Annotated in this window: 13 protein-coding genes and 1 riboswitch; of the genes, 6 read left to right on the top strand and 7 right to left on the bottom strand. The window is 64.2% G+C overall.

What is annotated here, in order from left to right; translation table 11 throughout:
• Positions 1–67: 67 nt before the first annotated feature.
• The 3 genes from AC1D05_RS26510 to AC1D05_RS26500 all read left to right on the top strand — a co-directional run bounded on the left by AC1D05_RS26510 (position 68) and on the right by AC1D05_RS26500 (position 1,995).
• Positions 68–454 (top strand): RNA-binding S4 domain-containing protein, encoded by a 387-nt coding sequence (locus AC1D05_RS26510; protein ID WP_477444662.1) that lies wholly within the window; start codon positions 68–70, stop codon positions 452–454.
• Positions 455–704: 250 nt separating this feature from the next.
• Positions 705–1,043, top strand: coding sequence for a ferredoxin FdxA (fdxA, locus tag AC1D05_RS26505; protein ID WP_477444661.1), 339 nt, complete (start codon positions 705–707; stop codon positions 1,041–1,043).
• Positions 1,044–1,413: 370 nt separating this feature from the next.
• On the top strand, positions 1,414–1,995 hold the full coding sequence (locus AC1D05_RS26500; protein WP_010911999.1) for a CarD family transcriptional regulator: 582 nt from the start codon (positions 1,414–1,416) through the stop codon (positions 1,993–1,995).
• An 81-nt stretch (positions 1,996–2,076) separates the two neighbouring features.
• Here the strand turns inward: AC1D05_RS26500 and AC1D05_RS26495 are convergent, their stop codons facing one another.
• The 3 genes from AC1D05_RS26495 to AC1D05_RS26485 all read right to left on the bottom strand — a co-directional run bounded on the left by AC1D05_RS26495 (position 2,077) and on the right by AC1D05_RS26485 (position 4,427).
• On the bottom strand, positions 2,077–2,847 hold the full coding sequence (locus tag AC1D05_RS26495; protein ID WP_477444660.1) for an amino acid ABC transporter ATP-binding protein: 771 nt from the start codon (positions 2,845–2,847) through the stop codon (positions 2,077–2,079).
• Entirely contained in the window at positions 2,844–3,524 is a 681-nt protein-coding gene (locus AC1D05_RS26490; RefSeq protein WP_477444659.1) for an amino acid ABC transporter permease, read from the bottom strand. The genes AC1D05_RS26495 and AC1D05_RS26490 overlap by 4 nt, the downstream gene beginning before the upstream one ends.
• A 129-nt stretch (positions 3,525–3,653) precedes the next feature.
• Positions 3,654–4,427 carry an amino acid ABC transporter substrate-binding protein gene (locus tag AC1D05_RS26485; RefSeq protein ID WP_475456354.1) on the bottom strand — a complete coding sequence of 258 codons (774 nt, stop codon included), beginning with the start codon at positions 4,425–4,427 and terminating at the stop codon, positions 3,654–3,656.
• Between the two features lie 323 nt (positions 4,428–4,750).
• On the opposite strand from AC1D05_RS26485, the gene AC1D05_RS26480 reads away from it, so the two are divergent.
• Positions 4,751–5,614 carry an RNA polymerase factor sigma-32 gene (locus AC1D05_RS26480; RefSeq protein ID WP_477444658.1) on the top strand — a complete coding sequence of 288 codons (864 nt, stop codon included), beginning with the start codon at positions 4,751–4,753 and terminating at the stop codon, positions 5,612–5,614.
• A gap of 17 nt (positions 5,615–5,631) precedes the next feature.
• On the opposite strand, the gene AC1D05_RS26475 is transcribed toward AC1D05_RS26480, so the two are convergent.
• The 4 genes from AC1D05_RS26475 to thiB form a co-directional block, all read right to left on the bottom strand.
• Positions 5,632–7,101 (bottom strand): M48 family metalloprotease, encoded by a 1,470-nt coding sequence (locus tag AC1D05_RS26475; protein WP_477444657.1) that lies wholly within the window; start codon positions 7,099–7,101, stop codon positions 5,632–5,634.
• A 253-nt stretch (positions 7,102–7,354) separates the two neighbouring features.
• Complete coding sequence (gene thiQ / locus AC1D05_RS26470; RefSeq protein ID WP_477444656.1) at positions 7,355–8,131, bottom strand: thiamine ABC transporter ATP-binding protein; 777 nt, start codon at positions 8,129–8,131, stop codon at positions 7,355–7,357.
• Complete coding sequence (gene thiP, locus AC1D05_RS26465) at positions 8,124–9,749, bottom strand: thiamine/thiamine pyrophosphate ABC transporter permease (RefSeq protein WP_477444722.1); 1,626 nt, start codon at positions 9,747–9,749, stop codon at positions 8,124–8,126. Before thiP ends, thiQ begins: the two co-directional genes overlap by 8 nt.
• Before the next feature lie 8 nt (positions 9,750–9,757).
• On the bottom strand, positions 9,758–10,765 hold the full coding sequence (gene thiB, locus AC1D05_RS26460) for a thiamine ABC transporter substrate binding subunit (protein ID WP_477444655.1): 1,008 nt from the start codon (positions 10,763–10,765) through the stop codon (positions 9,758–9,760).
• Between the two features lie 43 nt (positions 10,766–10,808).
• Positions 10,809–10,923, bottom strand: a riboswitch (TPP riboswitch).
• Positions 10,924–11,011: 88 nt separating this feature from the next.
• Here thiB and AC1D05_RS26455 point away from each other — a divergent pair.
• Both AC1D05_RS26455 and AC1D05_RS26450 read left to right on the top strand, forming a co-directional pair.
• Positions 11,012–11,671 (top strand): thiamine diphosphokinase, encoded by a 660-nt coding sequence (locus AC1D05_RS26455; RefSeq protein WP_477444654.1) that lies wholly within the window; start codon positions 11,012–11,014, stop codon positions 11,669–11,671.
• Between the two features lies 1 nt (position 11,672).
• Positions 11,673–13,493, top strand: a complete 1,821-nt coding sequence (locus tag AC1D05_RS26450; protein WP_477444653.1) for an ABC-F family ATP-binding cassette domain-containing protein — start codon at positions 11,673–11,675, stop codon at positions 13,491–13,493.
• The last annotated feature ends 191 nt before the right edge of the window (positions 13,494–13,684 follow it).

Raw genomic sequence — 13,684 nt, 5'->3', positions numbered from 1 at the left:
CATGATCCCGAAAAGTGGGAACCGGTTTTCGGACAAGATCATGCTCCACAGGAGATAGCACGCTTCGATGGTTGCTGAAGGCCGCCAGCGTATCGATAAATGGCTGTTCTTCTCGCGCGCGGTGAAATCGCGCTCGCTGGCGGCGAAGCTGGTTGTCGCCGGGCGGGTGCGCATCAATCGCGACAAAGCAGCGCAGGCCTCCGATCTGGTCAAGCCGGGCGACGTCCTGACCATCACGCTCGACCGCCGCATCTTCGTCTGGAAGGTGCTCGCCGCCGGTGTCCGGCGCGGCCCCGCCGAAGAAGCGCGCACCCTCTATGAGGATATGTCGCCGCCGCCCGCACCCAAGGGCCAGGCGCTTCCCGATGCTATCCCGGCGCTGCGCGAGGCCGGCAGCGGCCGCCCGACCAAGAGAGAGCGCCGCCAGACCGACCGCTTGCTCGGCGAAGATTGAGGCTTGTCGCCCGGAACGCGGGACCGCGATTTCAGGCCAACGGCCGATACGGGACGAAACCGAACCCGGCAAACAAGACGCTCGACGCGACATCGCACGCCCCTGGCGCGCTTGCTGCCTGGAATTCCATTCCGGAAACGCCGAAGCCGTCGGGCATGGCAACCCTTGCAAGCGACGGACAAAGGCGTTACCTCACGGAAAAAGCCCAAGAAAACTGGCCCATTAAGCTGGGACGTCCCGGAGCCGATCGATGACCTATGTCGTGACCGACAATTGCATCAAATGCAAATATATGGACTGCATCGAGGTCTGTCCGGTCGACTGTTTCTATGAAGGCGAGAACATGCTGGTCATCCATCCCGACGAGTGCATCGACTGCGGCGTCTGCGAGCCCGAATGCCCCGCCGACGCGATCAAGCCCGACACCGAGCCAGGCCTCGACAAATGGCTGCAGATCAACACCGAATATGCCGACAAATGGCCCAACATCACCGCCAAGAAGGAGCCGCCGGCAGACGCCAAGACCTTCGACGGTGAGGCCGGCAAGTTCGAGAAATACTTCTCTGCCGATCCCGGCGAAGGCGATTGACAAGTCGGCCGTAAAGGCTTGTATGACGCTGCGTAACAGGCAGGCTGGATTAACCGCCTTGACAGGCGGCGATTGGTTGTGGCCTTCGCGAATGCAGCAAAACCTTGATTCTTCCGACTTTTTGTGTTACATCAGCGAAACATGCCGGTGACACAACGTCGATTTATGGCGCAGACGCCCCAAATCACTGAAAGGTGAAAATCCCATTCCGGACCAGAGCGATCTGGGCCAGGCGGTCGCAGTTCGTGCGGTTTGCCGGTCCCGGCCTTTCCGGTGGGTTCATCTGTTGTGCGGCTAACGATCGGTTTCCCCGGTCGCACGAGTTCGGGCCGGCAGGACGCCGGTACCACAACAAGGAGTTCAGGGCGTAATGGCAACGATCACCCCCCAGAAGAAGTCCACTGGTGCGCGTCATGGTTTCAAGACCGGCGAGTACATCGTCTACCCGGCGCACGGCGTTGGCCAGATCGTGTCGATCGACGAGCAGGAAGTGGCTGGCCACAAGCTTGAACTGTTCGTCATCGACTTCCAGAAGGACAAGATGCGCCTGAAGGTGCCGGTCGCCAAGGCGACCTCCATCGGCATGCGCAAGCTGTCGGAAGAGGATTATGTCGAGCGCGCGCTGAAGGTCGTACAGGGCCGCGCCCGCGTCAAGCGCACCATGTGGTCGCGCCGCGCCCAGGAATATGATGCAAAGATCAATTCGGGCGATCTGATCTCGATCTCGGAAGTCGTGCGCGACCTCTACCGTGCCGACAACCAGCCGGAGCAGTCTTATTCCGAGCGTCAGCTCTATGAGGCGGCACTCGACCGCATGGCGCGCGAGATCGCGGCCGTCAACCGCATGTCGGAAACCGAGGCCGTGCGCCTGATCGAGGTCAACCTCAACAAGGGCCCTAAGCGCGGCGCCAAGGCCGACAATGAGGAAGCCGAGCAGGAAGAAGCTGCCTGATCTTTTCGCCTGTGAGTTCATGAAAAACCCGGCCTCGAGCCGGGTTTTTTGTTTTTTGGACAGGCGAAACAAGGGCCGCACCTACGCCTGGCCGCCTTCCTTCTCCGCCTCCTGCTTCAGCGTCGCGATGAAGCGCTTCGTCCGTTGTTGCTCCGGATTGCCGAACAGCACGGCGGACGGCCCTTTCTCGACGATGACCCCGGCATCGAGGAACACCGCTTCCTGCGCGATCTTGGAAGCGAGGCGCAGGTCATGCGTCGCCATCACCATAGTCGTGCCTTCACTGGCAAGCTTGCCAAGCACGTCGACCACCTCTTGCGCCAGTTCCGGATCGAGCGCCGAGGTTGGCTCGTCGCAGAGCAGCACTTTTGGCGACGGCGCGAGCGCCCGGGCGATTGCCACGCGCTGCTGCTGGCCGCCTGACAGCGTCGCCGGCCAGGCATCAGCCTTGTGCGCCATGCCGACCTTTTCCAGCAGAGCGAGCGCCCGCTCGCGCGCCTTCTCCGTCGGCCATTTCAGCACCGTCACCAGCCCTTCCATGACATTCTCGATCGCCGTGCGATGCGGGAAAAGCTGGAAGTTCTGGAACACCATGCCGGTCTGCAAGCGCAGGCGCTGGATGTCGCGGGCCGAGACCTTGCCACCGGGACGGAATTCGAGCGTCTCGTCACCGATTCGCACCGTGCCCGAGGTCGGAATCTCGAGCAGGTTGATGCAGCGCAACAGCGTGCTCTTGCCGCCGCCCGAAGGGCCGACGAGGGCAGTGACACTGCCTTCGGCGATGGTGACCGTCACGCCCTTCAGCACGAGGTTGTCACCGAAGCGCTTTTCGATATTGCTGAGGCCGATCATGAGCGTGCCTCCAGGAAGCCGCCATAGCGGTTGAGCCGGGTTTCCAGCCGCGTCTGCAGGGCCGACAGCACCGAGCTCAGGGCCAGATAGAGGATCGCCGCCTCGACATAGAGGATCAGCGGCTCATAGGTGGTGGCGACGATGCGCTGCGCCGCCTGGAACATCTCAGGCACGGTGATCGCCGCGGCCAGCGAGGTGTCCTTGACCAGCGAGATGAAGGTGTTGGAGAGCGGCGGCACCGCGACCCGGCCGGCCTGCGGCAGGATGGTGCGTCGCATCGCCTGGCTCCAGGTCATGCCGATCGAATAGGCGGCTTCCCACTGGCCTTTCGGCACCGAGCCGATGGCCGCGCGGATGATCTCCGACGTGTAGGCGCCGATGTTCAGCGTGAAGCCGATCAGTGCCGCCGTAAAAGCGTCGAGCAGGATGCCGACCGATGGCAGGCCATAGAAGATCAGGAACAGCTGCACCAGAAGCGGCGTGCCGCGGAAAATCCAGACATAGAAGCGCACCAGCGCGACCAGCGGCTTCGGCCCGAACAGCCGGCCGAGTGCTGCCCCCAGGCCAACCGTCAAGCCGAGGACAAAGGATAACAGCGTCAACGGTACGGTGAAGGTCAGAGCGGCCCAGAGCAGCGAAGGCAGCGACTCCAGCATCAGTTGCAGCCAGTGCGGCACGAAAGGCCCTCCAGAATGAACGGTCGAAATGCGAATGCAGGCGCCATATCACGACAAAAGCGGCGAGCCGTCAAAGACGGCTCGCCGCTGGATGCCTTGCAGGGCGACGATCGGCCCCGCCTCGAAAAACTACTTCGAAACGTCCTGGCCGAAATAGGTGTCGGCGATCTTCTTGTAGGTGCCGTCAGCCTTGATGTCGGCCAGCGCCTTGTTGATGGCGGCAACCAGTTCCGGATCGCCCTTGCGCACGATGACGCCGGAATAGTCGGCATTTTCCTCTTGCGCGGCGATCTTCACATTGGCGTCGGGCTTGTGCTTCTTGAAGTCGAGGAAGGACAGGCTGTCGTTGATCGTAGCGTCGGCGCGGCCGGTCAAAAGCAGCTGGATCGACTGGTCGAAGCCGTCGGTGCCGACGAGTTCGGCGCCGTTTGTCTCAGCCAGCTTACCAAAGTTCGAAGTCAGCGACTGCGCCGACTTCTTGCCCTTGAGATCGGCGAAAGTCTTGATGTCGGTGTTGTCGCCGCGCACGATCAGCACCGCCTTGGAGGCGATGTAGGGATCGGAAAAGTCGTACTTGGCCTTGCGGGCATCGGTGATGCCGACTTCGTTGATGACGGCGTCGTAGCGGCTGACGTCGAGACCAGCGATCAACCCGTCCCATTTGCCTTCAAGGAACTCGACCTTGACGCCAAGCTTGTCGCCGATCGCCTTGGCGATCTCGACATCGAAGCCGACCAGCGCGCCGGAAGCGTCATGATAGGTGAAGGGGGCGTAAGTGCCTTCCGTGCCGACCTTGAGGGTGCCGGCCTGCTTGATCTGATCGAGATTGGCGCCGGCATGGCCTGATGTGACCGCCAGGGCCTGCAACGTTCCGGCGACGATAAGCGATTTGAGCCATTTCATTTTTTTGTGATCCCGTCCTTGGCCTATGTCAGGCCTGTTGTGAGGGCTGGAAAATGACAGATGCGGGCCGGAAGAATAAGGAACCAGATTTCAAAAACTTGGAATTTCTGAAACCAAATTCTCTAAAAGGGTTTCCTTGCAACGTCTGAGCCCCGGGGAACGATTTCAAAATCGCCCGGCCAGCACCGCTCGCCGCCGCGCGCCAGCGGAACCTTTCTCGCGCATGGCAGTTTCGGCTGTTCTAGGGCGCGACGCCGCGATTTCAACCGGTGCCCTGCCAAGTTCGTAACGTCAGTCATATCGCCTGAGCCAGGGAGCGCCTCATGATGGAAGACACGGCAGGACGGATCATGGTCCGCGCGGCGATGAAGGCGCCCTACCTCGAACGCGACGAGGAACATCGGCTTGCCCTACTCTGGAAGGAAGACAACGACCAGAACGCGCTGCACTGCATCACCGTCGCCCATATGCGGCTGGTCATTTCCATGGCCTCCAAATTCCGTCACTACGGCCTGCCGCTCGGCGACCTGATCCAGGAAGGCCACGTCGGTCTGCTCGAGGCCGCCGCCCGCTTCGAGCCCGAGCGCGAAGTGCGGTTTTCGACCTATGCGACGTGGTGGATCCGCGCCTCGATGCAGGATTACATCCTGCGCAACTGGTCGATCGTGCGCGGCGGCACCAGCTCGGCGCAGAAAGCCCTGTTCTTCAATCTGCGACGGTTGCGTGCCCGGCTGGCGAACGGCGCGGAGCCGCTTTCCAACACAACCCTCTACCGCGAGGTGTCGGTTGCGCTTGGCGTCTCCGAGGCTGACGTGGCGATGATGGATTCACGGCTGTCGGCGCCCGACTCCTCCCTGAACGCGCCGCTTGCCGATGATGCAGGCGCCACCGAGCGGATGGACTTCCTGGTCTCCGACGACCCCCTGCCTGACGAGATTGTCGGCGACAAGATCGATGTCGCACGTCGCTCGCTGTGGCTGAAAGAGGCCCTTCACGCGCTCAACGCGCGGGAACTCAGGATCATCGAGGAACGCCGGCTGAACGATGAGGGCGCAACGCTGGAAGCGCTCGGCGAGACGCTCGGCATTTCCAAGGAACGCGTCCGCCAGATCGAGGCCCGCGCCATGGAAAAACTCAAGGTCGCGCTGGTGAAACAGAATCCGGAATTCCTGGCGACAGCCGCCTGATTCCGCCGCGACGGACGCTATTTATCCGTAACGATCTTGACCTTGTCGCCGGCCGAAACCGCGGCACCCGGTGACAGCGCATTGAGCACCCGGAACAGGTCGAGCTTGCGGTCGACGCCGACCATCTGCGCGGCGAGTGTGCCCATGGTCTGGCCCGGCTGCACGGTAAGCACGCGGATATGCAGCGGCTTCAAGGCCGCTTTTTCGGCGGGACTGAGGATACGGAATGAGCCGCTGACCGAGCGCGCCACCGTCTCCAGCGAGGTGCTGGCCGAGGGCGCCGCGGTCAGCAGCCGGTAGACCTGGCCGCCGGCACGGATCACCGCGATGTCGAACTGCCAGCCTTCCGCACCGGCATGCGCGGTCGCGGCCTCATTGCCGTTGATGGTTTCCTGCTTGACCGTGCTGTCGTCGAGACCAGCCACCCAGCCGCTTCTGATGTAGTCGGTCAAGGCGCGGTTCTTGTCGATCGAAACGCCGTCGAAGCGGATCGCTATGTCGCCCGGCCCGGTCGCCGTCACCGCCGCCGCCGAATTGTCGATGATGAAACCGTCCGGCACCGTGAACGACACGCCGAGGCCCGGATGCAGGAAGGTCTCGCCGCGCACATAGCCTTCTTCCGGCGTATCGCCGTAGAGCAGGCCGTCAATGCCGGCGAGGAAGGAATCGCGGTCGCGCGTGCCGACGCCGGGCGCGCCGAACTGGCGGGCATGGCGCTGCGCCAGATCAATGCGCTGCGGCGTGTTGGGGTGCGTCGCCAGGAAGTCGAGGCTGGCGTCGGTGGCGCCGCTGATCGAGCGGAAATCGGTGTAGGCCGACATCGACTGCAGGAAGCGGCCGGCGGCGTAAGGGTCGTAGCCGGCTTCGCCGATCGACTTGATGCCGATGGCGTCGGCCTCCAGTTCCTGGTTACGCGAGAACTGCGCCAGCCGGAGCTTGCCGCGGATCAGCGCCGCCTTGGCGGTCGGGCTGTCGCCCAACACGTCGGAGACCACCTTGGTCGCCAGGCCTTCCTCGGCCTCCAGCTGCTGGCGCTGCAAACCATGGTTGGCGGTGACGTGGCCCATCTCATGCGCGATGACGGCGGCGAGCTCGGACGAATCATTGGCCAGCGCCAGCAGGCCGCGCGTGATGTAGAGATAGCCGCCCGGCAACGCGAAGGCGTTGACGTTGGGCGAATTGAGAATGGTGATGCGATAGGTCTGGGTCGGGTTGGCCGACACCACGGTCAGGTTGCCGACGACCTTGGCGACCATGCGCTCGAGCTTGGGATCGGAATACTCCCCGCCATAGGTAGCCAGGATGCGCGGATGCTGCGCCTTGGCCAACTCCGCGAGCTTGTTGTTGGCGCCGACATTGTCGACCGTGATCGGCTTGTCGGACGGCTGGAAGCCGGATTCCTGGACCGCCGGAGGCGTGAACATCTGGCAGCTTGCCAGGGCCACGGTAAAGCCGGCCAGCGCCAGAAAGCGCGCCAGCGGATTCATTCTTAGCCTGTCAACGCCGATCGCCAGAACGGCTTCCTTTCGGGTCCCGGCGCATGACGACGACGATCGGGGGCGATCTTCGAAGAGTGTCACGCGCTACTTCAAACTGCTACAGCATCCGTCGCACGTCCCTCAGGGCGGATGCTGTAGGCAAATCACGGCGTGTGCCGGACCGGTATTGAGCGGACCTAGCCACACTACTCCAGTCATGGCAAGCAAGCGCCATATCGCCTCGAACCGGTTTGGGCGTAAATTATGTCCGCTTCCGGGCAATATCTCGTGATCCAGCCGCCTGGATGCTTGTGCCAACATAGCGCCGGAACGCCTCCGGACCAGCCCCGGCAAAAAAATCGTCCGCCGTGCCGGTGGCAGCGACCGCGCCATTGTCCAGGAACACCACATTCTGGCCGATACGGCGGGCATCCTCCGGCTGATGCGTGACGAAAAGCACGGTCATGCCACGTTCGGCATGGAGGCCGGCAACCAGATCGAGCATGTCGTCGCGCAAAGCTGGCCCGAGCGAAGCGAAGGGCTCGTCGAGCAACAGCACCGGGCGATCGCGCACCAGCACGCGCGCCAGGGCAACGCGCTGGCGTTCGCCACCGGAAAGTTCGCGCGGCAGGCGTTTTTCCTTGCCTGAAAGACCTGTGCGCGCAAGCGCCTCGGCAACCGCCGCGCGGTCGGCTTCGGTCAGCCGCAGCGATGGCAAGCGGCCGAGCCCGACATTCTGCTCGACGGAAAGATGGGCGAAAAGGTTGTTTTCCTGGAACACCATCGACACCGGCCGCGTGGCCGGCGGCGCAGTGCCGACATCGGCCCCGCCGATTAGCACGCGGCCGGACACCGGTGTCTCGAAGCCGGCGACCAGATTGAGCAGCGTCGACTTCCCCGACCCGCTCGGCCCCATGATGGCGGTGATTTCCGCCGCGGCAAACGCGACATCGAAGGTGAGCGATGCCTCGCCATAGCTGAACGAGACCTTGTCCAGCCGCACCGGAACGCCCTTCCTGCCCGTCGCCCTGTCAGACATTGCGGGCCATTCCTCTTCCAAGCCGATCCGCTGCCAGCACCAAGGCGAGGCAGACCAGGCCAAGCAACAGCGCCAGGCCAGCGGCGTCCTCGGTGCGATAGCTGCCCATGCGCGCCAAGAGAAGGTAGGGCAAGGTCTGGACGGAATCACTGCCGAACAGCGCGATGACGCCGAGATCGCCAAGCGACAGCGCCATGGCGAAGGCGAAAGCGGTGGCGAGCGGGCGTCGCAGCGACGGCCAGTCGACCAGAAGCAGCCTCGCCCATCCGGAAATCCCGAGCTGCGCGCAGAGCCGTTCGTGGCGTTCGCTCGCCGCATCATAGGCGGGGCGGACGGCGCGCAGCGCGAACGGCATCGCCATGACCGCATTGACGGTGACGACCATGACCGGGGCGACGGCGAAGACGTCGACGCCATGGCGCAACAGGAGGAACCAGCCGGCGCCGATGACGATCGGCGGCACGACCAGGACAAAGCCGGCGCCGGTATCGGTGACATGTTCAAGCAGTGTCCTCGGGCCGGCGCGGCGGCCCAGCGCCAACGCCCGGCGGGCCATGGTCAGCGCCAGTGACAGCATCACCGAAAGCAACGCAGACAGGAAGGCCAGCACGACGCTGGTCAGCGTCGCCTGCCGGACAGTCGCTTCGCCGGCGAGCCGGCCGAGATCGGCACCCAACCCGGCGATCACGGTCGCTGCCATCGGTCCGACAACGAACAGCAACGCCAGCACGATGAGCGCGGCGTTCAGCGACGCTTCGGTCCCGTTGACGGAGAGATAGCGGCGCGGCGCCACCGGCAGGTTGGTATCGCCGACTGCATTGGCGCCGAGCCGCGTCAGCGCCAGCACCACGATGAAGGTCAAGGCGATCTGCAGCAATGTCAGCGTCACCGCCCGCGCCGGATCGAAATCGAAGCGCAGCGCCTGATAGATGCCGACCTCCAACGTCGTCGCGGCCGGTCCGCCGCCAAGCGTCAAGACGATGGTGAAGGAGGTGATGCAGAGCATGAAGACCAGCCCGGCGACCCCGGGCAAGGCGGCACGCAGCGTCGGCCATTCGATCAGCCGGAACGCCGGCCGCGCGCCCATGCCGAGCTGGCTCGCCAGCCGCCATTGGTCGGCGGGAATGGTCTGCAGTGCCTCGAGGAACAGCCGCGTGGCGAGCGGCAGGTTGAAGAAGATGTGGGCGACGAGAATGCCGGACAGGCCGTAAATGCCTGGCCAGCCCTGGCCGCCAACGGCACTGAACAGGCCGGCGAAATAGCCGGCGCGGCCGTAAAGCGCCAGGATGCCGAGCGCCGCGACGATCGCCGGCAGCGCCAGCGGCACAGCGAAGAGCTGCAGGATGAAGGCGCGGCCAAAGAAGCGCGGATGCCGCGACAGGGCACGCGCCACGAACAGGGCCGGGCCGACCGAAAGCAGCGTCGAAAGGATTGCCTGCCAGAGCGTAAAGCGCACGACGCGCAGCAGATAGGGGTCGAAGGCCGCCCAGGCGCCCGAGAGGTCATGAGCGCCTTCGACAAGCAGTCCGGCAAACGCGCCGCCGATCAGCAATGTGATCGCGGCGAGCGCGATGATGCCGGCGCCGACACGATGATCCGTGGGATGCGCCGGCGCCATCGCGTTGCCTATTTGCTCATCACCGCCAGCCATTCGTCGACCCAGGTCTTGCGATTGGCGGCGACCTCCTCGGGGCTGAACAGCAGCGTCTTGGTCGGCTTGACCAGTTTGTCGAAGGCCGGGTTGAGCGGCTTGTCGGTCTTGCCCGCCGGGAACATCCAGTTGGTCTCGGGGATGGCGTCCTGGAATTTCGGTCCCGTCATGAAGGCGATGAATTTTTCCGCCAGCGGGTTCTTGGCCCCCATGGTGGTGATGCCAGCGACCTCGATCTGCAGGTACTCACCTTCTTCGAGGGACGCCGCCTGGTAGCGCTCGGTATTCTCCGCGACCATGTGATAGGCCGGCGACGTGGTGTAGGACAGCACCATCGGCGCCTCGCCCTTGGTGAACAGGCCATAGGCCTCGCTCCAGCCCGGCGTCACGGTGAGCACCTTTGTCTTGAGCTTGGCCCAGGCTTCCGGCGCCTTGTCGCCATAGACCGACTTCACCCACAACAGCAGGCCGAGGCCGGGCGTCGAGGTGCGCGGATCCTGGATGACGATCTTGTCGTCGGCACTGCCTTCGACCAGATCCTTCAGGCTCTTGGGCGGCGTCTTCAGCTTCTGCGTATCATAGACGACGGCGAAATAGCCGTAGTCGAAGGGAACAAAAGTGTCGTCGCTCCAGCCGCCCGGTACGTTGATATCGCTTACCGCGCCATGCGGGGCAAACAACCCGCTAGCCTTGGCATCGGCGGTAAGATTGGTGTCGAGGCCGAGCACGATATCGGCTTTGGTCGACGCGCCTTCGAGCTTGACGCGGTTGAGCAGGGCGACACCGTCGGCGACCGAGACGAACTCGACATCGCAGCCGCATTCGGCCTCGAATTCCTTCTTCACCACCGGGCCTGGACCCCAGTCGGCGGTGAAGCTCTCATAGGTGTAGACGGTGAGCTTGTCCTTGGCCAAGGCCGGCCCGGACAGCGCCACAACCATGGCTGAGACAGCTGAGACAAGAGAGTATAAAAGCGTGCGCATCGGCGCCTCCTTCGTTCGAATTGAAAGGAATTGAGGCGTCGGACTGTCCGAAACGTCTAATCCCTCCGCCGGTACAAACCGGATCAGGTTCAGCGGGTTGGCGAGATTGCCTCTCAGCCGGTCCGCGAAGATCGCAGCCGGCACCCCGTTAGAGCGTCTCGACACATAGGCCCGGCCGAGGAACCGCGCAAGTGGCAGTTTGCCGGCCTTCCGTTTCCGCTGCCGGGCTGGTACAGGCCACCAGATATGAGCACATTCACCATCCTGCTTGGCGGCGATCTCATCCGCACGCCCCGGCTCGACCACCAGGTCGAAGGCTCGCGCGTCATCGCCGCCGACGCCGGCATCGGCCATGCGCGGCTGCTCGGCCTTGTGCCTGAGCTGTGGGTGGGCGATTTCGATTCCGTGCCGGCCAATCTGCCTGCCGACCTGGCCGCGGTGCCCCGCCAGACCTTTCCGGCGGGAAAAGACAAGACCGACGGCGAATTGGCGATCGCGGCGGCACTGGAGCGCGGCGCGACCAGCCTGGTGCTGGCAGGCGCTTTTGGCGGCAAGCGCGCCGACCACGCCTTCCTGCATCTGGCGCTCGCCCTGCGGCTGGCCGAGGCCGGGACTAAGGTGCTGCTGACCAGCGGCGCCCAGGAAGGTGTGCCCTTGCTGTTGGGAAAGGCCGGCTTCGACTATGCCGACGGCACGCTGTTTTCGATCCTCGGCTTTTCCGAGCTCGCCGGCCTGACCGTCACCGGCGCGAAATGGCCGCTGAACCAGGTCGATGTCGCCTTCGGCTCGTCGCTGACCATCTCCAACGAGGTCAAGTTCGACAAGACCGGGGGCCGCCTCGACATCGTGCTCGGCCACGGCCGCGCGCTGCTGCTCGCGCATCCGTATCCACTACCTGAAAGCTGACATGGCCCCGCCCCTTCTCAATCTCGACGGGATAAAACTGACCTTCGGCGGCACACCGCTGCTTGACGGCGCCGCCTTGACGGCTTCGGCCGGCGACAAGATCGCGCTGGTCGGCCGCAACGGCTCCGGCAAGTCGACGCTGCTCAAGATCGCCGCCGGCCTGATCGAGCCGCAGGACGGCGAGGTGTTCCGCCAGCCTTCGGCGACTATCCGCTATCTGCCGCAGATGCCCGACATGGAGGGTTTTGCCACCGTGCGCGCCTATGTCGAGGCGGGGCTGGGACCCGCCGACGATCCCTACCGCGCCAGCTATCTGATGGAGCATCTCGGCTTGTCGGGCGAGGAGCGGCCGGGCGATCTATCGGGCGGTGAGGCCAGGCGTGCCGCGCTGGCCCGTGTCATGGCACCGGAGCCGGACATTCTGCTGCTTGATGAGCCGACTAATCATCTCGATCTGTCGGTTATCGAATGGCTGGAAGAGGAACTCATCCGCACCTCCTCGGCGCTCATCGTCATCTCGCACGACCGCCGCTTTCTCGAGCGCGTATCGCGTGCCACCGTCTGGCTCGACCGCGGCCAGACCCGCAGGCTGGACAAGGGTTTTGGCCATTTCGAGGAATGGCGCGATCTGGTGCTGGAAGAAGAAGAGCGCGAGCAACACAAGCTCGGCCGCCAGATCGTGCGCGAGGAGCACTGGCTGCGCTACGGCGTGACCGCGCGACGCAAGCGCAATATGCGCCGCCTCGGCGAGTTGCAGACCATGCGCCAGCGCTTTCGCGGCCATCGCGGCGCCGAAGGCAACGCGACCATGGTGGCGAGCGACGCCGCCGAATCCGGCAAGCTGGTGATCGAGGCGAAGAATATCGAAAAGAGCTTCGGCGATCTCACCGTGGTCAAGGGCTTCTCGACCCGCATCCAGCGCGGCGACCGCGTCGGTCTCGTCGGACCGAACGGCGCCGGCAAGACCACGCTGTTGAAGATGCTGACCGGCGAGATGAAGCCGGACGCCGGCTCGGTGCGGCTCGGCACCAATCTGGAGATCGCCACGCTCGATCAGAAGCGCGAGGCGGTCGACCCGCAGGAGACCCTGGCGCAGTATCTGACCGACGGGCGTGGCGAGAACCTCGTCATCAATGGCGAGCAGCGCCATGTCGTCTCCTACATGAAGGACTTTCTGTTCAAGGCGGAGCAGGCGCGCACGCCGGTGCGCGAGCTGTCCGGCGGCGAGCGGGCGCGACTGATCCTGGCGCGGGTGCTGGCGCGGCCGGCGAACCTTCTGGTGCTCGATGAGCCGACCAACGATCTCGATATGGAGACGCTGGAACTGCTGCAGGAACTGGTCGCCGGTTTTGCCGGCACCGTGATCCTCGTCAGCCACGATCGCGACTTTCTCGACCGCACGGTGACCAGCCTGATCGCGCCGGACGGCGACGGGCGCTGGATCGAATATGCCGGCGGCTACTCCGACATGCTGGCGCAGCGCGGCGGCACCCGGCTCGACGACCGCAAGGCGCGCGCCAAGACTGAGGCCGGCGACGGGCCGGCGCCGGGCAAGAGCGAACCGGCGGCGCCAAAAGGGCCGGCGAAGAAACTGTCGTTCAAGCAGAAGTTTGCGCTGGAGTCGCTGCCGAAGAAGATCGAGGCGGTGATGGCGTCGATTTCGCGGCTGGAGAACAACATCGCAGACCCGGCCTATTACGAGCGCGATCCGGCCTCCTTCCAGAAGACCATCGCCGCCCTCGACAAGGAACGCGCGACGCTGGCCGCGCTCGAGGAGGAGTGGCTGGAATTGGAGATGCTGCGCGAGGAGATGGAGGGGTGAGGAGCATTCGGCCGTAGGCCGATCAATCGACAACGGTTTGTCGATTGAAGCGACGAACGGTGAAAGCCTGGTTCGCCTTCGGGCGAATCGAAAGGTCCGGTGGACCTTTCGAAGGGATTGAACGCCCGAAGGGCTGGGAGCCATAGCGGAGGGCCGGGCGCCTCACCCATAACCATTCGCTCGATTATTGC

The sequence above is a fragment of the Mesorhizobium sp. P2_E9 genome, assembly GCF_056403815.1.
Note: the sequence above shows the minus strand (reverse complement) of the source record. Positions and strands in the feature narration are given on the sequence as shown.